The following is a 21,515-nucleotide window of genomic DNA, read 5'->3' on the forward strand; positions in this document are numbered from 1 at the left end:
GACGGAAAATCCGAGGCAGCGCCCTCCCCTTGCCTAAAACTAGCGGGTTCTAAGGGCTAAGCCCTTAGTGGGGGTCGAGGGGGCAAAGCCCCCCGCCTTGCTTACCCCGAGCGCCCCCCCCACCCGGCCCCATGCGCCGGTATTTTTTGCAGGGCGGGGGTTTTGCCGGTATGCGGCGCGGGTGTGGGTTGGGTTTTGGAGTGGTGGGTGCGGGTGTGAGCGGTATTGCGGCGGCGGGGCTGGTGTTGGTGACGGGGGCGACGGGGTTTGTCGGGGCGGCGGTGGCGCGTGCTTTGGCGGTCCGGGGGGTTTCGGTGCGGCTGATGCATCGGGCGGGCAGTGATCTGGCCAATCTGGCTTGTGTGCCGGGCGAGCGGGTGGTTGGTGATTTGACCGATCCGGCGTCGTTGGGCCGTGCGGTGGCGGGGTGTCGGTATGTGTTTCATGTTGCCGCCGATTATCGTTTGTTCGTGCCGGACCCGGCGGCGATGCGGCGGGTCAACATCGATGGCACGGTTGCGTTGTTGCGTGCGGCGCGGGCGGCGGGTGTCGAGCGTGTGGTCTACACCAGCAGTGTGGCCGCCCTTGGCCTGATCGGCAATGGGACGCCGGCGGACGAGTTGACGCCTAACGAGGCTGCCGATCATGTCGGCCCGTACAAGCGCTCGAAATACGAGGCGGAGGTAGCGGTGCGATCGCTCGCCGCACAGGGGCTGGATGTGGTGATCGTCAACCCGACGGCGCCGGTCGGGCCGGGCGACATCAAACCGACGCCGACCGGGCGCATGGTGCTCGATGCCGCGCGTGGCAAAATGCCCGCCTATGTCGAAACCGGCATGAACATCGTGCATGTCGACGATGTCGCGGCGGGGCATATTCTGGCGTTGGAGCGGGGGCGATCGGGTGAGAGTTATATTCTCGGCGGCGAGGATCTGATGCTGTCGGACATCATCGGCCTGATCACCAGGCTGGCCGGCCGCAAGCCGCCGCGCGTCAAGCTGCCGATCGGCCCGTTGATGCCGCTGGCGGCGGCGATGGAGGCCTGGGCCCGCGTTTCCGGCACCGAACCGTTGATGACGCGCGATACGCTGACCATGGCGCGCAAGCTGATGTTCTTTTCCTCGGCCAAGGCGATCGGCGCGCTCGGTTATGCGCCGCGCCCGGCCGCGATGGCGGTGCGTGATGCGCTGGTCGATTTCAGCCGGCGCGGCCTGCTCGACCGCGCGCGGTTCCACCCCGATGTGCTGGCGGTTTCATGATCATCGCCGGTCTGGCCGCGCTGATCTGGCTCTATCTCTATGCGCTGCATGGCGGGTTCTGGCGCAGCACGCCCGAACTGGCGCCCGAACTGGCGCCCGAACGGCCGCTCGATGCCCCGCGGGTCGACATCATCGTCCCGGCGCGCGACGAGGCGGGCACCATCGCCGCGGTGGTCGCCTCGCTGCTGGCGCAGGATTACGCCGGCCCGCTGCGGCTGTTTCTGGTCGATGATGGCAGCACGGATGGCACCGCCGCCGCCGCGCGCGTGGCCGCCGGCGATGATCCGCGCTTTCACCTGATCACCGCTGCGCCGAAACCGCCCGGCTGGTCGGGCAAATTATGGGCGCTGGACCAGGGCATCGGCCACAGCGCGGCCGGGTTCCTGCTGCTGACCGATGCCGACATCACGCATGATCCACGCCATCTCGCCACGCTGATGGCCCGGATCAGCCAGCCCCGGCGCGGCGCGCGGCTGGACATGGTCTCCGAAATGGTCCGGCTGAACTGCACCAGCACGGCGGAACGCGCGCTGATCCCCGCCTTCGTCTATTTCTTTCAGATGCTCTATCCGTTCGCGCGGGTGAACGACCCGCTGGCAAGCACGGCGGCTGCGGCCGGCGGCGTCGTGCTGATCCGGCGCGAGGCGTTGGTGCGGATCGGCGGCATCGCCAGCATCCGGCGCGCCCTGATCGACGATGTCACGCTGGCGCAGCGGGTCAAGCAGGCGGGTGCGATCTATCTCGGTCACAGCAATCTCGCCCGCTCGATCCGCCCCTATCCGCACTATCGCGATCTCCGCGCGATGATCGCGCGCACCGCCTTCACCCAGCTGCGCTATTCCTATGCGCTGCTCGCGCTGACCATCGCCGGCATGGCGCTGGTCTGGCTGGTGCCACCGCTGACGCTCCTGTTCGGCGCCGGTGCCGCGCGGCTGTGCGGCCTCCTCGCCTGCGTGCTCGCCGTGCTGAGCTATCGGCCGACCTTGCGCCGCTACGGCCTGTCCCCGGTCTGGGCGCTGGCATTGCCGCTGATCGCGCTCATTTATATCGAAGCCACCATCGCCTCGGCCTGGCGCTACGCAAGCGGCACCGGGGCGGCGTGGAAAAACCGCGACTACGGGGCGCAGACATGAGCGTGACAGCAACCAACCCAACCCAGGCGGCCGGCGGCGACGTCGAACTTGCCTCCGGCAAGGACAAGGGCGACGAGAATTTCCCGGTTGGCTCCTGGCTGATCCGGCGCGACCTGCGCCGCCACGTCCACGCCTATTATGCCTTCGCCCGCAACGCCGATGACATCGCCGACCACCCCACCCTCACCCCTGAGGACAAGATCGCCCGGCTCGACGTGATGGAAGCGGTCCTGACCGGTGCCGCCGATCACGGCTCGACCTCGGCACTCCGCCTGCGCGCCAGCCTCGCCGAAACCGGGGTCGATCCGGTCCACGCCACCGAATTACTGATCGCCTTCCGCCAGGACGCGACCAAGCACCGCTACGCCACCTGGGCCGAGCTGATGCACTACTGCCGCTACTCCGCCGCCCCGGTCGGGCGCTACGTGCTCGCGCTGCACGGCGAGAACACGGCGAGCTGGCCCGCCTCCGATGCACTGTGCGCCAGCCTGCAGGTGCTCAACCACATCCAGGATTGCGCCAAGGATTTCGCCGAACTCGACCGATCCTACCTGCCGGACGATTGGCTGACCCGCGAGGGCCTGACCGCCGCCGCCGTGACCGATCCCGCGACATCCCCCGCCCTGCGCCGCGTGCTCGATGCGATGCTGGCGGCAACCGCCGACCTCAACCGCGCCGCAACCCCCCTGCCCGGCCACGTCCGCGCGCGCGGCCTGCGCGTCGAAACCGCCATCATCCTCGCCCTCGCCCGCCGCCTGCACGCAAGACTGTGCCGGCAGGACCCGCTGGCGATGCGGGTGAAGCTGCGACCGGCCGATGCCGCCGCCGCCCTGCTCGCCGGCCTGACCCGGACGCTCGGATGAACGATCTCGCTGTCCAGGATGCCGCCGCCGTCACTGCGGCGACCCGCGCCGCCGGCACCTCGTTCTACCGCGGCATGGCCGTGCTCTCGCCGCCCCGCCGCGTCGCGATGTACGGCATCTATGCGTTCTGCCGCACGGTCGATGACATCGCCGACGAAGACGCCCCGCTCGCCGCCAAGCAGGCGGGGCTGGAAGCCTGGCGCAACCGCATCGCCCGCCTCGCCGCGGGCGGCGACGATGCGGTCACCCGCGTCCTGCGCGATGCCTCGCTGCGCTACGCCCTCCGCCGCGAGGATTTCCACGCGATCATCGATGGCATGGCGATGGATGCCGGCGCGCCGATCATCGCCCCCGACGCCGCGTTCCTCGATCTGTATTGCGACCGTGTCGCCTCCGCGGTCGGCCGCCTCGCCATCCGCGTGTTCGGCGAGGTTTCCCTGGCCGGCGACGATGTCGCGCATCATCTCGGCCGCGCCCTGCAACTCACCAACATCCTGCGCGACGTCGCGGAGGATGCCGCGCGCGGCCGCATCTACCTGCCGCGCGAAGCCCTGCTCGCCGCCGATGTACCGCTCAACCCGTCACGCATCCTCGCCGCCCCCGGCCTGCCCCGCGCGATGGCCGCCATCGGCACCCAGGCCGAAGCCCATTTCGCCGCCGCCGCGCTGGCGATGCGCCTGTGCAACCCGCGCGCGGTGCGCCCCGCCCGCATGATGGCCGCCGCCTACCGCCCCCTGCTCAGCCGGATGCGGCGCGAAGCCTTCGCCCACCCCGAACGCCGCCCCCGCCTGTCCACCGCGCGCAAACTCCTGCTGGCCGTGCAGTTGCTCCTCCTCACCGATCGCCGCCGATGAACCGGGTCCATGTCATCGGCGCCGGCATGGCCGGCCTGTCCGCCGCCACCTCGCTCGCCGCGCGCGGGGTCAGCGTCGTCCTGTACGAGGCGGCGAAATGGGGCGGCGGCCGCTGCCGCTCGTACGACGATGCCACGCTCGGCTGCCGGCTCGACAACGGCAACCACCTGCTCCTGTCGGGCAACCGCTCCACCATGACCTATCTCGACCGGATCGGCGCTGCCGATACGCTGGTCGGCCCGGACAAACCGCTGTTCCCCTTCATCGACCTGGTGTCGGGTGCGGCCTGGACCCTGCGCCTCAACCGGGGCGCAACACCCTGGTGGGTACTGCGCAAAACCTGGCGCGTGCCGGGCACCACCCCGCGCGACTACTGGGCGCTGCGCCGCCTGCAACGCGCCAAACCCGACGATCTGGTGGAGAACCTGCTCGGCACGCTCGGCCCGCTGTACGATCGCCTGCTCGAACCGCTGTCGATCGCAGCGCTCAACACCAAGCCCGATGTCGCCGCCGCCGCCCCGCTCGCCGCCGTGGTCGCCGAAAGCATCGCGCTCGGCGGTGCCGCCTCGATGCCGCGCTACCCGGCGATCGGCCTGTCGGAAAGCTTCGTCGATCCCGCCCTCGCCTTCCTGCGCGCCCACGGTGCCGAGTTCCGCTTCGGCGCCCGCGTCGCCGGCCTGACCGTCTCGGCCAACCGCGTCACCGGCCTGGTCGGCCCGAACGTCGATGAAATCATCGACCCCGACGACCGGGTCATCCTCGCCACCCCGCCCTGGGTCGCGGCCGATCTGCTGCCCGGCCTGATCGTGCCCAATGCGTTCGAAGCCATCCTCAACCTGCATTTCCGCGCCGGGATCGATGCCGGCAAGGCCGGGTTCTACGGCCTGCTCGGCGGCGTCGCCGAATGGGTGTTCGAAAAAACCGAGGTCGTCTCGGTCACGATCAGCGCCGCCAACGACCGGCTCGATACCGACCCCGAAACCCTGGCCGCCGAAGTCTGGTCCGACCTGCGGCGCGGCTTCGGCCTGCCGCGCACCATGCCGCCCTACCGGGTGGTGCGCGAAAAACGCGCAACCTTCGCCGCCACCCCCGCACAACTCGCCCGCCGCCCCGGCCCGGCCACCAGCCTGCTCAATCTGAAACTCGCCGGCGACTACACCGCAACCGGCCTGCCCTCAACCATCGAAGGCGCCATCCGCTCCGGCGAAACCGCAGCTGCGATGATGTAGCGCGCCGATTACGATTTCCCGCCAACCCGAAAACGGAACGATCGAACCCAGCCACGCGCGCCCATCCTGCGGCTAATCATCGCCAAAATCCGCCGCCCAGTGCCGCACTTTCGTGACAGCACCGGCACTAAGTCAGACGCCCTGTCGTTGTTGGAAATACCGGTAATTTTGCAACACCTGCAAGTATTTGCAGACCTCTGGGGCAAGTTCCACAAAATTGGCTTGACCCGACAATCCCCGCGGTTGATTTGTCACAAAACTACAAAGAACAGACAATTAGGGGAAACGAAGTTTGGCCGATCGCCGGCAACATCATTGCGCGCTATCCGACGCACACGGGACTCCATCACCCGATGGCCAGCGCGCCATGATCGCGGCCGCGCCCCAGCTTGATCGGCGGATCATCGAGAAACTGATGCAGCGCGAGCGCGACGCCGCCCATCGGTGCCGCATCGTCCCCGAGCACGGACACCACGAGTTCAACATCGCGCATGATGGCCGCGAGCGCGTTGGCATGCAGCGACTCCATGGCCGCCGGCAGCAGGCAGGGTGCCAGCCGCGCCAGACTGCCGCCCAGCACGATGCGGCGCGGACTGACGATATTGATCAGATTCGCCAGCCCCAGCCCCAGATAATAACCGGCCTCGCCCAGCACCGCCCGCACGATCGCATCGCCCTGCTCAAAGCCGCGCAAAATCCCCGCCACATCACGCGCCTGATGACCCTTGGCCGCCAATTCGGCCAGAATCGCCCGCTCGGACACATAAGCCTCGAGGCAGCCGCGCGCCCCGCAGCCACACGCCCGCCCGCCCGGCACCATCTTCATATGGCCGATCTCGCCGGCCAGCCCATGCGGCCCGCGATACACCTCGCCCATCATGTACAAACCACCGCCGATGCCCGACCGCCCCATAATGTAGACAAAATCGGTAATATCGCGGCTCGCCCCGAACAGATGCTCGGCGATCGCTGCCGCCTTCACGTCGTTTTCCAGCCGGATCGGGCATTTCAGATGCCGCGCCAGCATCGCCGCGATATCGAGATCGCGCCAGCCGAGGTTGGGGGCGAACACCACCCTTCCCTCGAGCGAGACCAACCCCGGCAGCGCGATGCCGACGCCCAGCAGCGCCCCGCGCCTGGCCTTCACACTGCGCAGCGCGGCAACCACCCCCTCATGCGCGGCCAGCGCCGCCGCCTCGGGCTCGGTGCTGCCGGCCACCGTGATATCGGCGCAAGCCATCCCGTCGATCGTTGCGAGAGTAACACGGATCGCGTCCGGTTCGATCCCGATCCCGGCCAGAAAACCAGCGCGCGCATCGATGTTCAACGCAACCGTCGGCCGGCCGGCGCGCCCGGTCGGTGCATCGGTGGTGCGGCGCACAATGCCGGTTGCTTCCAAATTCGTAATGATAATCGAAATCGTGGCCGGGTCGATGCCGGATTGTATCGACAATCTCTGCTGCGAAATCCCCGGATTCTGGCGAATGATGTGAAACAGCCGGCCGGTGTTGATGCGCCGGATCAACGCGGAATTGACGCGGGTACGGGTCATGCGGCGCGCTTGAAATCGGGCACGATGTTAGCCGGTTTCATGGGTTCAGCTCGACGTTTCGCCGTCCGGTTGAATTTCGCATTGACACCGCAGACGCTCCTCATTAAGGGTTTTTTAAAGAGTAAAAATAATTCACGCAAGCGACAGATTGTTCGAAATTGCGTGGATCGAAGCGGGGACGAAACGATGATACATGCAAACACCGCTGCAATGTCACAAAATACGTGCATCTCCCGTGCACGTCGGTTTCATTTCCCGCGCCCCCCTCGGCGGCTGTGCTGCAGCCGCCATCACCAGTTCCTGCCCGGCGCCGATGGCGCGGTACCGGGGTGTCTTTGCGCCACCAAAACAGGTTTCGCCGCAAACTAAAATCACGCAACATGGAGGTCCGTTTTGAACCATAACCAACCAGCCAAGCTCCGGAACCGGCTCGCAGGCACGTTCGCCGCAGCAGCCTTGTTCGCAACGGTTCTTGGCGTCAGCAGCCCCGCCCAGGCCCAGCAGGCCGCGCCCGAGGTCAATCTGGCACCGTCGCCGATTCAAAGCCTTGGCCAGTCGCTCTACAACGATGGCATCTATCTGAACTCGCGCTACCTCGGTGAATTCGCAGGCTCGGTCAGCGGCGGTCAGCGCCAGGGCACCGATTACGCCGGCGAACTCAACTTCGGCGCGACGTTCGACATGGAAAAACTCGCCGGCATCCAGGGCGGTTCGTTCCATGTCCTGTTCACCCAGCGTCATGGCAACAATCTCGCCGCACAGACCATCAACAACAGCGTGTCCGTCCAGCAGATCTACGGCGGCGGGCAGACGGCGCAGTTGACGATCCTGACCTATGAACAAAAACTGTTCAACAACATGGTCGACCTCGAAGCCGGCCGTACCGACATGCCGGATAGTTTCGACGTGTCCTCGTTCTATTGCGATTTCCAGTCGAACGCGATCTGCGGCAATCCGCCGGACATGGGCAAAATCACGACCACCAGCTTCTACGCCGTCGCGGTGTGGGGCGGGCGCGTCCTGATCACTCCGACGCCGAACCTCTACGTCAAATTCGGCGCCTATCAGTCGACCAACAATGAAAATCCGGATGCCCATCACGGCTTCTACTTTGGCACCGCCGATTCGAACGGCTATCTGCTGCCGGTCGAAGTCGGCTTCAAAAACAAGACCCCCGGCGCAATTGCAAACAACCGCTTCGATGTCGGTGCCATTTTCGATCGCGCCAAATACACAGCGCCCTACTACGGCTCCGGCACGTACAACAATGAATCCGCCGTCTACGCCCAGGCGCAAGGCATGCTCTACCAAACAGCGCCCAACTCTCCCCGGGGTATCTATGGCTTTACTGAAGCCATGATCGGCACCGCCGGCGGCAAGCAGGTTTCGAACTTCCAGGCTGAAGCCGGCATGATCTGGGAAGGCCCCTTCGCGAGCCGTCCGAACGACAACATTGGCGTTGCCGTCAGCGGTATCCACTACAACAACCGCTACCTGAACTCGCTGTACCAGACCCGCCTCGCCGAAGGCGGCGCCGGACGGCCGGATCACAATTTGATCATGACCGAAGTCCACTACGCGATCCAGGTCAACAAATGGCTGAACGTGATGCCGAACTTCCAGTACATCATCAATCCGGACGGCCAGGGCTTCTCGACCTACTCGACCCACAACCTGCCGAATGCCGCCGTGTTCGGCATCCAGCTCTACGTCGACCTGCCGACGCTGTTCGGCATTCCGACCAAGTCGTAACCAACCCCGATCACCCGATCGGATCGCAAACCCCGGGGCCAGTCCCCGGGGTTTTTTTATGTCCAGAGCAGTTCCCGTTTGCCCTGTTGCCACCATGTCATCCGCAGCATCACCGCACCGCAGGAAAGGAGTTTCAGCATGGCCCTCCGCCCCGCCATCATCCCCGAAAACAGCTTCGGCGCCCGCAATGCCTGGGCCGAACCGGCCTGACATGCCAGTGATCGAAAACGTCTGGGACTATCCGCGCCCGCCCCGGCTCGAACCCGTGCCGCTGCCGCTCCGCATCGACTTCAACGGCACCACCATCGCCGCAACGACCGAAGGCTTTCGCGTGCTCGAAACCAGCCACCCCCCGGTCTACTACCTCCCCCGCACCGCCTTCTCCTGCGGCATCGAACCCCGCAGCGGCGGCAGTTTCTGCGAATGGAAAGGCCGCGCCTCCTACTGGTCATTGCGCCAGGGCGACCGGATCGCGGTCGACGCCGCCTGGAGCTACCCAACCCCCACACAAGGTTTCCTGCCGATCCGCGACTACCTCGCGGTCTACGCCGGCCGGGTCGATGCGTGTTTCGTGGGCGATGAACAAGTCACCCCCCAGCCCGGCGGCTTCTACGGCGGCTGGGTCACCGCCAACCTGATCGGCCCCTTCAAAGGCAGCCCCGGCACGATGGGTTGGTAAAACGCCCCCGATAACGGGCGGCAGCCAGCCCATCGCACCGGTTGCCGCACGATCGCCCGCGCGCTATCAGCCCCCATGAACTCCCCTATCGAAACCGCCCCCGTCATGAATTTCCCGATCGCGGTCCCCGCGCTGCAACGCGCGCTGACCGCACGCGGCTACATCGAACCCACCAGCGTCCAAAGCGCCGTCCTCGCCGACGACGCCACCGAGCGCGACCTGCTGGTCTCCGCCCAGACCGGGTCGGGCAAAACCATCGCCTACGGCCTCGCCTTCGCCAGCACCATCATGAACGACGGCGCCCTCCCGCCGCCCACCGCCCCACTCGCCCTGATCATCGCCCCCACCCGCGAACTCGCCATCCAGGTCCACGCCGAACTCGCTTGGCTCTACGAATTCACCGGTGCCCGCGTCGTCTCCTGCGTCGGCGGCATGGACCCCCGGCGCGAACAACGCGCCCTCGCCGCCGGCTGCCACATCGTCGTCGGCACCCCAGGCCGCCTGCAGGATCACCTCGAACGCCGCCACCTCGATGTCAGCGCCCTGAAAGTCGTCGTGCTCGACGAAGCCGACGAAATGCTCGACCTCGGCTTTCGCGACGAGCTTGAATTCATCCTCGGCACCACCCCCACCGAACGGCGCACCCTGCTGTTCTCCGCCACCATCGCCCGCGAAATCGCCGCCCTCGCCCGCCAATACCAGCGCGACGCCTTCCGGATCGATACCGTCGCCCGCAACCAGCCCCACGCCGATATCGAATACCGCGCCATCCGCGTCGCCGCCCATGAAATCGAACACGGGCTGGTCAATTTGCTGCGCTTTCACGAACTCGGCGGCTGCCTCGTGTTCTGCTCGACGCGCGAAGCCGTCCGCCAACTCCACGGCCGCCTGCAGGAACGCGGCTTCGCCGTCGTCGCCCTCTCCGGCGAACTCAGCCAGACCGAACGCAACACCGCCCTGCAATCCCTGCGCGACGGCCGCGCCCGCGTCTGCATCGCAACCGATGTCGCCGCCCGCGGCCTCGATCTGCCCAACCTCGATCTGGTCATCCACGCCGACCTGCCCAACAACAAAGCCATCCTCACCCACCGCTCCGGGCGCACCGGCCGCGCCGGCCGCAAAGGCCTCTGCGTCCTGCTCGTCCCCAACAGCCGCCGGCGCCAGGCCGAAGCCCTGCTCGCCTCGGCCAACATCAAAGCGAGCTGGGACGAACCACCCTCGGCCGACTCCATCCGCGCCCGCGATCAGGCCCGCCTGCTCACCGACCCGCTGCTGACCGAACCACCCCTCGATGACGATCTCACCGCCGCCCGCGAATTGCTCGGCGGCTACACGCCCGAAACCATCGCCACCGCCCTCATCCGCCTCTACCGCGCCCGCCTGCCCTCACCCGAAGACATCTCGCCTCTCCCGCCCGAACGCCCCCGCTTCGATAACAACCGCGACTTCAACAGCCGCGAACCCCGCCCCCACACCGGCAGTCCCCACACTGGCACACCGGGCGCCGGCTCCATGGTCTGGTTCCGCGCCGACGTCGGCCGCCGCAAAAACGCCGATCCGAAATGGCTGCTCCCCCTGATCTGCCGCGTCGGCGGCGTCACCAAACGCGATATCGGCGCCATCCGCATCTTCGACCGCGAAACCAAATTCGAAATCCACCAATCCGTCGCCGATGACTTCATGAAATCCGTCATCGCGGTCAACAACCCCGAAATCCACATCGAAACCACCACCGGCCCCACACCGGATGCGGTCGGCGCCACCCGCCCCCGCCCGCCAGGCGCAACCCCGCCCTGGCGCAAAAAACCCGGCAACCCACCCAACTTCAAAAGCCCCGGCACCGATCCCGCCAAACCCAACGAACAAGCCCGCCGCCGCCGCAACAAAGCCAAATCCGGCGCCTGACCCCGCCCCCCAACGCCTTGATCCCGCGCCGGCCATCCCCACACTCTCCTCCAAGCCGCAAACAGAAATCCCAAGGCCGCGCAGCCGAATCAAGGAGCCACACACATGGAACAATCCACCTACAGCTTCGTCCTGTCCGACGCCGAATGGCGCCAGAAACTCACCCCCGAACAATACGCCGTCATGCGCGCCCACGGCACCGAACGCCCCGGCACCTGCGCCCTGCTGAACGAAAAGCGCCCAGGCCGCTTCACCTGCGCCGGGTGCAACACCCCCCTGTTCAACACCGAAGGCAAATTCGAAAGCGGCACCGGTTGGCCCAGCTTCGACGCCCCAATCCCCCACGCCGTCGCCACCACCACCGATCGTAGCCACGGCATGGTCCGCACCGAAGTCCACTGCGCCACCTGCGGCAGCCACCTCGGCCACGTCTTCAACGACGGCCCCGCCCCCACCCGCCACCGCTACTGCATCAACGGCATCGCCATGAATTTCACCCCAGCCTAGTCCTGGCCGCTTGTGGGATGGTGCCTGAGAGTAAGTAAGGCCAGGGGCTCTGCCCCTGGACCCCGTTAAAGGCGGAGCCTTTAAAATCCATTAGTTTTAGGCAAGGGGAGGGCGCTGCCTGGGTAGTTCCGCTGATCTGGCCTGGACAGCCCTCCCCTTGCCTAAAACTAGCGGGTTCTAAGGGCTAAGCCCTTAGTGGGGGTCGAGGGGGCAAAGCCCCCCGCCTTACTTCCTCTCAAACACCACCCCACCAGTGCCCAGTATTACGGGCCGGGTGATAATTGAAATCGGGGTGGTTGGTGCCAATGTTGTGAGTGCAACAATAAAGAGGCGACCGAGGATGGACAATCACACGTATCGGCTGGTGGAGTTGGTTGGGTCTTCGCCGACCAGTATTGAGGATGCGATTCAGACGGCGCTGGCCAAGGCGCACGAGACTTTACGTCACATTCATTGGTTTCAGGTGACGGAGACTCGTGGCCATGTCGAGGGTGGCCGGGTTGCGCATTATCAGGTCACGTTGAAGGCTGGGTTTACGCTTGAGGATGATGGCGAGGGTGCCTGAAGCGGGTGCCGCTTCGGCGTGTCGCGCAACGACCGGGCGTTCTTGATCAAGCGTTTTGGCGCCGCACCGGATAACCGCGAATTCACGCGTCCGCCCGATTGAGCCTGGTCTTTCGCCGCGCCATGTCTGCCGCACACGGCAATCAATCAGGAGGAATTCCACCATGTCCGACCAGGACCACAACGACAAAGTGAGAGAGCTGGCCTACAAACTCTGGGAAGATGCCGGCAAGCCCGCCGATCGCGACGACGAGTTCTGGCACCAGGCCCATGCCCAGATCCCGCACCCGCCGGAGGCACCGGAACCGATGAACGACGATGAACCGGCCCCAGCCAAATCGCCGCTCGCCGCCAAAGTCCCCGCCGGCCGGGGATAACGTAACGGCGCGGCAGGCCGGCCCGGCGGCCTGCCGCGCCATTATTTCTCGACGAACGCCTTTTCGATCACGTATTCGCCCGGGATCGAGGAGTTTCCCTCGTTGAACCCGCCCGCTTCGAGCAGCGCGGTCATATCGGCCAGGAACGCCGGGCTGCCGCACAGCATCACGCGGTCGCTTTCGGGCGACAGCGGCGGCAGGTTGAAGCTGGGGTCGAATCCGTCGCGCATCAGTGTGGTAATCCGGCCGTTATGGCGGAACGGTTCGCGTGTCACGGTCGGGTAATACAGCAATTGCCCCCGCACCATGTCGCCGATGAACTCGTTCTGCGGCAGCGTACTGGTGATATAGGTCTCATAGGCGAGTTCCGACACATGCCGGCAGCCGTGCACCAGGATGATCTGTTCGAACCGCTCATAAATGTCCGGCTCGCGGATAATGCTCATGAACGGCGCCAGCCCGGTCCCGGTCCCGAGCAGATAAAGTCGCGCGCCCGGCCGCAGATTATCGGCCACGAGCGTGCCGGTCGGCTTGCGCCCGACCAGCACGGTATCGCCGGGTTTGACGTGCTGCAACTGCGAGGTCAGCGGGCCGGACGGCACCTTGATGCTGAAAAACTCCAGATGATCTTCATAAGTCGCACTCGCCATCGAATACGCCCGCATCAGCTTGCGCCCCGCCACATCGAGCCCGATCATGGTAAACTGCCCGGCCACGAACCGGAACGACGGATCGCGCGTCACGGTAAAGCTGAACAGCCGATCGGTCCAATGGTGCACATCGGTAACGGTTTCGGTATTGTGGCTGGCACTCATCAGGCTTGCTCCGCGCATCGTTCGGGTCAGGATCAATCGGTGGTCGTAGAAAAACTGTCAGTCGTTTGCAACACTGGTCTATCACATGGCGATCCCCGGCAATCCAGCCAGCGGCAGGTCAGCCCTGCATCAGCCCCGGCGTATCACCGCACATGGACGGTTCCGGTAATCGTCCGCCCGGTCGCATCCATGATCGTGAGCCGATAAAACCCCGGCCCCGGCGGCTGCCATTCGGCGCTGCGCAGCGCCGGAATCGACGCAATCAACCGATCATCGATCATGAACCGCAGCGGCCGCGCCCCGCCCATCGCCCGCAAATCCACCGGATCGCCCGCCGGCAGCACCAGTTTCGGCGCGGGCGAGAGCAGCGCGAACGGCAACGCCGGCTTCGCCTCGGCCAGCCGCGGCGGCGTGCTCGATCGTGGCAGCGCCAGCGGTGCCGCCGGCAGAAACCCGAACACATCCGCCAGCACCGGCAAGGCAGCCAGCGCGAACTGCCCCGCCAGCGCCCCGCCATCCGGCGCGCCGATCCAAACGCCGACCACCGTATCCCGATCGTAGCCGAACGCCCAATTATCCCGATTCCCAGCGCTGGTGCCGGTTTTCCACGCAATACCCGCCGGCCCGCCACCCGGAAACGGCCGCGTCAGAATCCCGGTGATTTCCTGCGCAATCGCCGGTGACAGCAGGCGCCGCCGCCGCCGCGCCTCACCCGCCAGCACATGCAATCGCTCGACCCGCCCATCCGTCGCAAGCCCGGCATACAGCGCCATCAGCCGCCGCATCGTAATCCCCGCACCCCCCAGCGCCAGCGGCAACGAGGGTGCCGCCCCGCGCGGCAGCGCCAGCGGCACCCCGGCCGCCGCGAGCGCCGTGGCAAAATGCTGCGGCCCATACGCCCGCATCAACGCCACCGCCGGCACATTCAGCGAGCGGCGCAGCGCGGTCGTCGCGGTCACCGCCCCCTTGAACCGCCCGGTGTAGTCATCCGGCGCATACCCCCCGAACCGACCGGGCAGATCGGTCAGCACCCCGTGCGGCCGCGCCAGCCCATCGGCAAAAGCGAGCCCATATAAAAACGGCTTGAGCGCCGAGCCCGGCGATCGCACTGCCCGCGTCAGATCGACAAACCCGGCCCGCCGCGCATCGCCCCAGTCCCCGGCATAAATCGCCCGGATCGCCCTGCTCCTCGCATCCACCACCATGATCGCAAGGCTCTCATGCGGCCCCAGCCCGCGCATCACCCCAAGCGCGAACCGCGCGATCGCGGCATCGAGCGGCCCATCGATCGTGGTGCGCGCCCCGGCCGGCAAATGCACCGTCACCTGCGGCGCCAGCACCATGAACCGATGCCGCCGCCCCGGCACAGCACGCGCCTCGGCATGGCGCAGCGCCGCGCCTGAAATCACCCCCGCCGCCGCGGCCGCCGCGAGCACCCGGTTGCGCGCCGCCATCGCCGCACGCGGATGCACCGCGGGGTCGAGTGCCGCCGGCCGCCGGCACAGCGCAACCAGCAAAGCCGCCTCCGCCGGGCTCAACCGCCGCGGACCATGGCCGAACCACGCGTGCGACGCCGCCTCCACCCCGACCAGATTGCCACCGAACGGCGCGAGCGAGAGCCACATGCCCAGGATCGCCGCCTTGCTGTAATGCTCGTTCAACGCCAGCGCATGAAACGCCTCATCGAGCTTCACCGCCAGCGTGCGCGGCGCCGGATGCAGCAGCCGCGTCACCTGCATGGTCAGCGTCGATGCGCCCGAAACCACATGCCCCGCCGCCAGCAATTGCGCGCTCGCCCGCAGGATCGACAGCGGATCGACCCCGGGATCGAGATAGAAATGCCGATCCTCGACCGCAATCACCATCCGCGCCAGCAACGGATCGACCGTCGCCGCATCGCTCGGCAATTTCCACTCACCCCGCGCATCCTCGAACGTCGCAATCGCATGACCATGCTGGCCGAAACTCTGCCGGCTCTGCACCAGCAACCGCGACAATCCGGGCGGGCGAAACCACGCCAGCCCAAAGATCAGCCCGATCGCAACAACACCAGCAAGCCCAACCGCCCCAACCCGGCGCCGCACCTCAGGGCCGCAGCGCGGCATCGCGCTTGAGCACGGCCATCCGCCGCTCGGTCTGATCGATCAGGCAGGCCACCCCCTTCGCCGTCCGCATCGCCACCGCCTGCCGCCCGCACGCGGCCCGCTTGTCGATGATCCATTGCGACTCCCCAACCCGCAGCAACGCCTGCTCGCCCGGCGGCAGTGTCCGCATCAACGCGTCATATTGCCGCGCCAATGCGGCATTCGCGGCCTTGAGCTTCGGCGACCCACCACCCCCCAGCGCTGCCCCCGGTTTATGCGCTGCCCCCGCTTTCTGCGCTGCCCCCGCTTTCGGCGTCACCACCGGCTTCGGCGCCGCCTGCCCCGGCGCCAGCACCGTCACGCTGCCCCCCGCCGTCCGGCCGAACACCATCGGATGAAACATATCCGACAGCGTCACCCCCGGCAGCGTGAAATGCCCCGGCGTCACCGCCCGCACCATCACGGCGACGCGGAATTCCCGATCCACGCCATTATCCTCGCCGAAATAATTGGAATCCGACGGTGCCAGATCGAACGCCGCCTCGTAGCGATCATCCGAAGCCGCCCGCACGCGCGGATGGCTGAGCCGGCCCAGCCAATCCAGCGCACCCCCGCTCACCGCCCCGCTCGCAATATTGCCCGCAAGCTCCCACCCCGCCGGCAAACCGGCATCGACCACGGCCCGATGCGGCGCGGAATCGACCGCCCGGCCGCTGATCACCATGATGAAACTGGTGTTCTGCGCCAGCACCAAGGGGTCGAGCGCGGTGCCGTCCAACGCATAGAACCGCCGCGTCACGACCATACCCTGCCGTACCGCCGCCGGTGCCCGATCCGGCACGCCGGTCGTCGCAACACTCACCGCCAGCGCCGTCGTCGCCCGATTGACAATCGCCGCCGGCCCCGCCAACGCCTCGCTGACCGCCTTGTCCGCCTTGATCGCGCGGCCACCGATCGTGAAATCCATCGGCGGCGGCGGCGCGCCGAGCACCCCATCGGCAAAACACGCCCAGGCCAGCTCCTGCGCGCTCAAATCCGCGACATCGATCCCCTGCCCCGGCAAATCCGCCCGCAACGCCGCCAGCCGGCCGCGCAGCAACCCGGTCTGCGCCACCACCGCAGGCACCGCCCAGGCATCGCGCAACGGCGACCCGAACGCCTGGTTCCAATCCTGATCCAGAAAATACCAATCCCCGGTCAAGCGGTTATGCATCGACAGCGCCGCATCCAGCGCATGCCGCGCCGCCCCCGGCTCGCCGATCTCATCCAGCGCCGCGCCAAGCTGCGCGCGCGCCAGCGGCATGTCCAACCCATCGAGCCCCTCGCCCAACTGGCGGATCACCCCTGCCGGCGGCCGCCCCGCCAGACCCAGCACATAGGCCGCATAAACCTGCGAGACCGGGCTGCCCTCACCCTGCACCACCTCGTTATGCAACCACGCCAGCGCCTGATCGATCTGCGCATCCGGCACATACGCCCCGGCCTTGCGCGCGCGCAGCAAAAACTCCGTCGCATACGCGCTCAGCCACGGCTCGCTGGTATCCTGCGACGACCACAGCCCGAACGCCCCATCGAACCGCTGCAAATCGAGCACCTGCTCCACCGCCCGCGCCAGCCGCGCCTGCGGCTCCGGCCCCACGACCGGCCCATGCAGCACCGTCAGCGGCAGACCCCGGCTCACGCTCTGCGCCAGAAACGGCAGATGATTCGCCGCCAGCGCCTGCATATACTCCGCCGGATCGAACGGCAGCGTATTACCGAACGTGATCGTCGCGCCCACCGAACCCGGATAAAACCCGGCGTCGTTCACCCCGATCGTCGCCCGCGCCCCCGGCTTCACCGTCGCGGTCATCAACCGGCTCACCGGCGCGCGGGCGGACTGCACGCTCAGGGTCCAATGCCGGTCCAGCGTATAATGCGCCCCGCGCAACGCCAGATCGATCCGCCCGGTGCCCTCCGCCCGCGCCGCATCCAGCCCGAACCGCACCACCCGTCGCGCACCCGGCTTCAGATCGATCGTCGCGCGCGCCGCCCCCGCAATGCGCAACGGGCCGGACACGCTGAGCCGCGCGGTGAAAATGCCATCCGGCAAATCCAGGTTCTGCAGCATCAACCCGGCATCCGCACTGTCCCCCGGTGCCAGAAACCGCGGCAGCAGCGCATCGGCAATCACCCGGTTGCGCACAATGATATCGCTGTTCGCCCCACCCACCGCCGTCCTGGTCCAGGCCACCGCCATCAGCCTGATCTGGCCGTTGAACGAGGGAATATGCAGCGTGATATGCGCAATCCCATCCGCCCCCGCCTGCACCGGCCCCGCAAACAACGAAACGATGCGCTGCGGAATCGGCTTGTTCGCCGGCCCGAAATTCGCCCCCGCGCCGTTCTTCAACACCGCCGGCTGGCCGGAGGGCGGCAGGATCAGCCCGGCGTAATCATCCAACACGCTCACCCCCAACCGGCGCTGGCCAAAAAAATGCCCGAGCGGATCAGGGTCGGCAAAATCGGTCAACTGCAAAATCCCCTCATCCACCGCCGCCAGCGTCACATACGCCCCCGGCCGCGCATGGACATCGAACGTCACATCCCGCCCCGGCCGATACAGCGGCTTCACCGGAATCGACACATCGATCCGCCGCCGCCCCGGCTTCACGCCAATCCAGGTCAGCCCGATCGCCCGCCCCGGCTGATGCGTCGCATCGCCCTTCTGAAACGCCTCGACCATCGCATACGCACCCGCCCCCCACCGCCGCCTGACCGCGATGTTCAGCGTCGTCCCGCCCTGCGGCAGGGTGAAGTTCCGCGTCGAAATCACATCGTTATTGGCCATCACCAGCGTCGCCGGCCCCGCGAACGGCGCGCTCACATGCACCTGCGCGGTATCGCCCACCGCGTAATCGCGCGCACCGGATGAAACCGTCACCCGCTGCGGCGCCGCCGGATTGGCCGAGGTCGCCCAGCCGGAATAAAACACCACCGAGCTTGCCGCGAACCCGCCCTTCGCCTGCACCACCCGCAGCCGATACCGCCCCCAACCCAGCACCGGCGCGCTGAAATGCGTCGGCTTGCCCGGTTGCAGCGTCACATTCACCGTCTCCACCGGCCGATTCACATGACTGATCGACCAGCGCGCCACCGATCCGTTGTAATCAATGTTCCACTCGGTGTCCTGCCGCACCAGGCTCACCGTCACCGGCATCGCCACCGCCGCCCCCGCCGGATCGACCGCGGCAATCTCGAACCCCGGCGCCACCTTGTTGCCCACCGTATCATCGGCGAAATCCGGCCTGATCCCGATCAACGGCGCCGCCGGCGTCACCGGCAGCGTGATCGCCTTGGTCACCGCCCGGCCGGAGGGATCATCGATGCTCACACTCAGCTTCGCCGCAATCGCATGGGTGGTGTCCGGCGGATTGGTCAGATCGATCGGCACGCTCGTATTGCCATGCGGCCCGGTCGCCGCCAGCTGCACATGGCTCAGCGGCGATTCGAACATCTCGCCCTGCAAGCCGAACCGATACCCCGCCCATTGCGCAAACGGCGTCGCCGCCGTCACCAGCCGCACCGTCGCCGTCCCGCTCAGGGCCGAACCCGGCGCACCATATAAAAACCGCACATTGACCGGCCAATGATCGCGCTTGCCCGCCACCAGCGGCTTCGGCTGCCCGAGCGAAACCTTCAGCTTCGCCGGCACGAACGCCGCAACCGTGAAATGCCGCTCCGCCAGCGCCTGCTTGTCCGTCCCCATCGCCAGGCTGACCGACCAGTTCCCCGCCTGCGCCGCACCCGGCAGCACAACCGGCAGCGTCACCGCATCATCATCATGCCGCGCCACCACCCGATCGAGGTAAACCTGCCCCGCCGGCCGCCGCACGATCACATGCAACGGCAAATCGAGCGGCGTGCCCCGATCGGTCCGATACAGCGCCATGACATGCACGGTCTCGCCCGGCCGATAAATCCCCCGATCCAGCCACAGGAACGGATCGATCCGATGCGCCACCGGCCGCCCCGAAATCCCCCGATCCGACAAATCGAGCGGCGATCCCGTCAAATCGAACACCGTGAAATCACCATCCGGCCCGCTGATATGCAACGCCACCGGCGCCTGCCCACCGCTGCCCGCCAGCAACGGCGCCGCAAAAGTCGCGAACCCGTCACCATCCGTCGTCGCCGTCGCCAGAATCGAATTATCCGATGCGATCAACGCAATCTTCACGCCGCTCTGCGGCTGCGCCGCGGTTAAATTGCGGATCTGCACATGCAGCCCGTTCCAACCGCGCCAGACCACCGGCGCCAGATCGGTCCGCAGCACCAGCTGCACCGCATGCAACGCATAATTGCTCTTCTGCCCCGCCCCCGGCCGCAGCTCGATCGCATAAAGACCTGGCTTGGTCATAACCTTGGGTAAATTCAGCACCGAGCGGATCAGCCGGTTCGAAACGAACCCCGGCACCGCCGCCTCACCCTGCCAGACCGTCTTGCCATAATTGCCGTTCAGCGTGTTCTGATAGGAATCTGGATTGAACAGCGGATGGTTCGAAAAAAACCCGGTCAATGACCGCTCCGCCACCCGCACGATCTTCAGCCGCACCGTGTCCAGATTGACCGTGGAAACCCCCACCGCCGGCGGCGACGAGGCGGGGATCAGAAAATGCGTGACATCCGCGATCAACTGCGCCCGCCGCGCGCCGATCACCACGCTCACCTTCATATCCTCCGGCAAGCGCGCCCCACCCTGCAACGGCATCCCGTGCAGCAGCGTCACCATGCTGGTATTGCCGGCCGGCAGACCGGCAACACAAATCGCACCCGCCTGCACGCTCACCGCCGCCTGCGGCTGGGGCGGTGCAAACCGCACCCAATCCCCCGCATGAAAATCCGCCGCCCCGCTCGGCTTCACCGTCAGCGCAATACAGGCGCTGGTCGGAAACTGGTTGGCATGCACGGTCAACTTGGTCACCCGCACGCCATAGGTCTTGCGCGCCGCCGCCAATTTGTCCGCAATCACCCGATCATCCGGATACGCACGCTGCAACGCCGCCAGCACATCGAGCCGCGCCAACTGATTGTCCTGCAACGACAACGCCTTGACGATCAACAACAACGCCCGCTTGGCACGCACCGCATCGCCGCCAAGCGTCTCGTTCTGCCGATACGCAATGAACGCTGCCGCCTCGATCGCGGCCGGATCGGGCTTGGCGATGCGCGACAGCGCCGTGGCATAATCGAGCCACAGCCCCGGCTGCGTCTCATCGCCAATGGTCAACCGCCGCCGATAAAGCGCCGCCGCGGCCGCCCAGTCCTGATCATCGAACGCCTGCTTCGCCCGCCGCGCCAAATCCGCCCGATGCGCCGCAACACCCGCGCTGTCCCCCACCACCCGCCGATCCGCAAACGCCTGAAACGCCCGCGCGTCCGCCACCAACCCCGGCAGCAGATGCCGCAAACCAACGCTCGCCAGCGGCGCCACCCGCGCATCAGACACCGGCGCATCAGCCACCGCCGCCCGATGGCTCACCGCCAACCCCGCAATCGCAAGGCACAGCACAACCGCAAACCGCAGCATCGAGCGCGGAGCGTTGCCCATCAGACGCCACAGCCCATGATCGGATCGGACATCGCTTCTCACTCCCAGTGGCCATCCGCCAAGCATAAACAAACCAGCATTTTCTTGGCTCTTTCGATAACAGGATGCCAGAACAACGCCAAGGTCCCCAATCAATCCAACCCCACAACGTCGTTGCGAGCACAAACCCGTAAGCTGGGTATCCCGCGATACCCATCACCCAAGCCCCCAACCCCACCACGTCATTGCGAGCGCAGCGCGGCAATCCAGCCCCGCCACACCCCTAAACCAAAAATTCTAACGCACCCCTAACAAACCCCTTTCTCACCCCCCACCCTCTATGTTTATCTCCCCCCATGATCTCGAACGCGCC

General features: G+C 66.6%; 16 protein-coding genes. 12 read left to right on the forward strand and 4 right to left on the reverse strand.

What is annotated here, in order from left to right; translation table 11 throughout:
• The first annotated feature begins 131 nt into the window (after positions 1 to 131).
• From hpnA to hpnE, 5 genes are read left to right on the forward strand one after another with little or no spacing between them, the layout of a single operon-like run.
• Positions 132 to 1,259, forward strand: coding sequence for a hopanoid-associated sugar epimerase (gene hpnA, locus B7X49_RS09560; RefSeq protein WP_286703849.1), 1,128 nt, complete (start codon positions 132 to 134; stop codon positions 1,257 to 1,259).
• On the forward strand, positions 1,256 to 2,392 hold the full coding sequence (locus B7X49_RS09565; RefSeq protein ID WP_286703848.1) for a glycosyltransferase: 1,137 nt from the start codon (positions 1,256 to 1,258) through the stop codon (positions 2,390 to 2,392). The genes hpnA and B7X49_RS09565 overlap by 4 nt, the downstream gene beginning before the upstream one ends.
• Positions 2,389 to 3,255, forward strand: a complete 867-nt coding sequence (gene hpnC / locus B7X49_RS09570; protein ID WP_286703847.1) for a squalene synthase HpnC — start codon at positions 2,389 to 2,391, stop codon at positions 3,253 to 3,255. Before B7X49_RS09565 ends, hpnC begins: the two co-directional genes overlap by 4 nt.
• The gene (gene hpnD, locus B7X49_RS09575) at positions 3,252 to 4,109 is read left to right on the forward strand and encodes a presqualene diphosphate synthase HpnD (protein ID WP_286703846.1); all 858 of its coding nucleotides are present in this window, start codon (positions 3,252 to 3,254) and stop codon (positions 4,107 to 4,109) included. The genes hpnC and hpnD overlap by 4 nt, the downstream gene beginning before the upstream one ends.
• On the forward strand, positions 4,106 to 5,338 hold the full coding sequence (gene hpnE / locus B7X49_RS09580) for a hydroxysqualene dehydroxylase HpnE (protein WP_286703845.1): 1,233 nt from the start codon (positions 4,106 to 4,108) through the stop codon (positions 5,336 to 5,338). Before hpnD ends, hpnE begins: the two co-directional genes overlap by 4 nt.
• A gap of 346 nt (positions 5,339 to 5,684) precedes the next feature.
• Here the strand turns inward: hpnE and B7X49_RS09585 are convergent, their stop codons facing one another.
• On the reverse strand, positions 5,685 to 6,890 hold the full coding sequence (locus tag B7X49_RS09585) for an ROK family protein (RefSeq protein ID WP_286703844.1): 1,206 nt from the start codon (positions 6,888 to 6,890) through the stop codon (positions 5,685 to 5,687).
• Positions 6,891 to 7,283: 393 nt separating this feature from the next.
• On the opposite strand from B7X49_RS09585, the gene B7X49_RS09590 reads away from it, so the two are divergent.
• The 7 genes from B7X49_RS09590 to B7X49_RS09620 all read left to right on the forward strand — a co-directional run bounded on the left by B7X49_RS09590 (position 7,284) and on the right by B7X49_RS09620 (position 12,674).
• On the forward strand, positions 7,284 to 8,642 hold the full coding sequence (locus B7X49_RS09590; RefSeq protein ID WP_286703843.1) for a carbohydrate porin: 1,359 nt from the start codon (positions 7,284 to 7,286) through the stop codon (positions 8,640 to 8,642).
• A gap of 78 nt (positions 8,643 to 8,720) precedes the next feature.
• Positions 8,721 to 8,852: a hypothetical protein gene (locus tag B7X49_RS09595; RefSeq protein ID WP_286703842.1), complete on the forward strand. Its 132-nt coding sequence runs from the start codon at positions 8,721 to 8,723 to the stop codon at positions 8,850 to 8,852.
• Between the two features lies 1 nt (position 8,853).
• Entirely contained in the window at positions 8,854 to 9,321 is a 468-nt protein-coding gene (locus B7X49_RS09600) for a DUF427 domain-containing protein (RefSeq protein WP_286703841.1), read from the forward strand.
• Between the two features lie 105 nt (positions 9,322 to 9,426).
• Positions 9,427 to 11,226, forward strand: coding sequence for a DEAD/DEAH box helicase (locus B7X49_RS09605; RefSeq protein WP_286703884.1), 1,800 nt, complete (start codon positions 9,427 to 9,429; stop codon positions 11,224 to 11,226).
• A 105-nt stretch (positions 11,227 to 11,331) separates the two neighbouring features.
• Positions 11,332 to 11,733, forward strand: coding sequence for a peptide-methionine (R)-S-oxide reductase MsrB (msrB, locus tag B7X49_RS09610; protein WP_286703840.1), 402 nt, complete (start codon positions 11,332 to 11,334; stop codon positions 11,731 to 11,733).
• Between the two features lie 340 nt (positions 11,734 to 12,073).
• A complete protein-coding gene (locus B7X49_RS09615; RefSeq protein ID WP_286703839.1) occupies positions 12,074 to 12,298 on the forward strand; it encodes a dodecin in 225 nt (74 codons plus the stop codon).
• A gap of 163 nt (positions 12,299 to 12,461) precedes the next feature.
• Positions 12,462 to 12,674 carry a DUF2934 domain-containing protein gene (locus B7X49_RS09620; protein ID WP_029314634.1) on the forward strand — a complete coding sequence of 71 codons (213 nt, stop codon included), beginning with the start codon at positions 12,462 to 12,464 and terminating at the stop codon, positions 12,672 to 12,674.
• A gap of 41 nt (positions 12,675 to 12,715) precedes the next feature.
• Here B7X49_RS09620 and B7X49_RS09625 read toward each other — a convergent pair whose 3' ends face one another.
• From B7X49_RS09625 to B7X49_RS09635, 3 genes are all read right to left on the reverse strand, one after another.
• Positions 12,716 to 13,489 carry a ferredoxin--NADP reductase gene (locus B7X49_RS09625; RefSeq protein WP_286703838.1) on the reverse strand — a complete coding sequence of 258 codons (774 nt, stop codon included), beginning with the start codon at positions 13,487 to 13,489 and terminating at the stop codon, positions 12,716 to 12,718.
• Between the two features lie 143 nt (positions 13,490 to 13,632).
• Positions 13,633 to 15,594 carry a penicillin-binding protein 1C gene (pbpC, locus tag B7X49_RS09630; protein WP_286703837.1) on the reverse strand — a complete coding sequence of 654 codons (1,962 nt, stop codon included), beginning with the start codon at positions 15,592 to 15,594 and terminating at the stop codon, positions 13,633 to 13,635.
• Entirely contained in the window at positions 15,575 to 21,163 is a 5,589-nt protein-coding gene (locus B7X49_RS09635) for an alpha-2-macroglobulin (RefSeq protein ID WP_286703836.1), read from the reverse strand. The genes pbpC and B7X49_RS09635 overlap by 20 nt, the downstream gene beginning before the upstream one ends.
• Between the last annotated feature and the right edge of the window lie 352 nt (positions 21,164 to 21,515).

Source organism: Acidiphilium sp. 34-64-41, assembly GCF_002282635.1.
Lineage (GTDB): Bacteria > Pseudomonadota > Alphaproteobacteria > Acetobacterales > Acetobacteraceae > Acidiphilium > Acidiphilium rubrum.

What these genes read in the sequence shown, in the direction of transcription:
- B7X49_RS09565 (WP_286703848.1), top strand. Translation starts at nt 1,256, where the DNA reads ATGATCATCGCCGGTCTGGCCGCGCTGATCTGGCTCTATCTCTATGCG.
- hpnD (WP_286703846.1), top strand. Translation starts at nt 3,252, where the DNA reads ATGAACGATCTCGCTGTCCAGGATGCCGCCGCCGTCACTGCGGCGACC.
- B7X49_RS09615 (WP_286703839.1), top strand. Translation starts at nt 12,074, where the DNA reads ATGGACAATCACACGTATCGGCTGGTGGAGTTGGTTGGGTCTTCGCCG.
- B7X49_RS09585 (WP_286703844.1), bottom strand. Translation starts at nt 6,890, where the DNA reads ATGACCCGTACCCGCGTCAATTCCGCGTTGATCCGGCGCATCAACACC.
- B7X49_RS09635 (WP_286703836.1), bottom strand. Translation starts at nt 21,163, where the DNA reads ATGGGCAACGCTCCGCGCTCGATGCTGCGGTTTGCGGTTGTGCTGTGC.
- hpnC (WP_286703847.1), top strand. Translation starts at nt 2,389, where the DNA reads ATGAGCGTGACAGCAACCAACCCAACCCAGGCGGCCGGCGGCGACGTC.
- B7X49_RS09625 (WP_286703838.1), bottom strand. Translation starts at nt 13,489, where the DNA reads ATGAGTGCCAGCCACAATACCGAAACCGTTACCGATGTGCACCATTGG.
- B7X49_RS09605 (WP_286703884.1), top strand. Translation starts at nt 9,427, where the DNA reads ATGAATTTCCCGATCGCGGTCCCCGCGCTGCAACGCGCGCTGACCGCA.
- hpnE (WP_286703845.1), top strand. Translation starts at nt 4,106, where the DNA reads ATGAACCGGGTCCATGTCATCGGCGCCGGCATGGCCGGCCTGTCCGCC.
- B7X49_RS09600 (WP_286703841.1), top strand. Translation starts at nt 8,854, where the DNA reads ATGCCAGTGATCGAAAACGTCTGGGACTATCCGCGCCCGCCCCGGCTC.
- B7X49_RS09620 (WP_029314634.1), top strand. Translation starts at nt 12,462, where the DNA reads ATGTCCGACCAGGACCACAACGACAAAGTGAGAGAGCTGGCCTACAAA.
- pbpC (WP_286703837.1), bottom strand. Translation starts at nt 15,594, where the DNA reads ATGCCGCGCTGCGGCCCTGAGGTGCGGCGCCGGGTTGGGGCGGTTGGG.
- msrB (WP_286703840.1), top strand. Translation starts at nt 11,332, where the DNA reads ATGGAACAATCCACCTACAGCTTCGTCCTGTCCGACGCCGAATGGCGC.
- hpnA (WP_286703849.1), top strand. Translation starts at nt 132, where the DNA reads ATGCGCCGGTATTTTTTGCAGGGCGGGGGTTTTGCCGGTATGCGGCGC.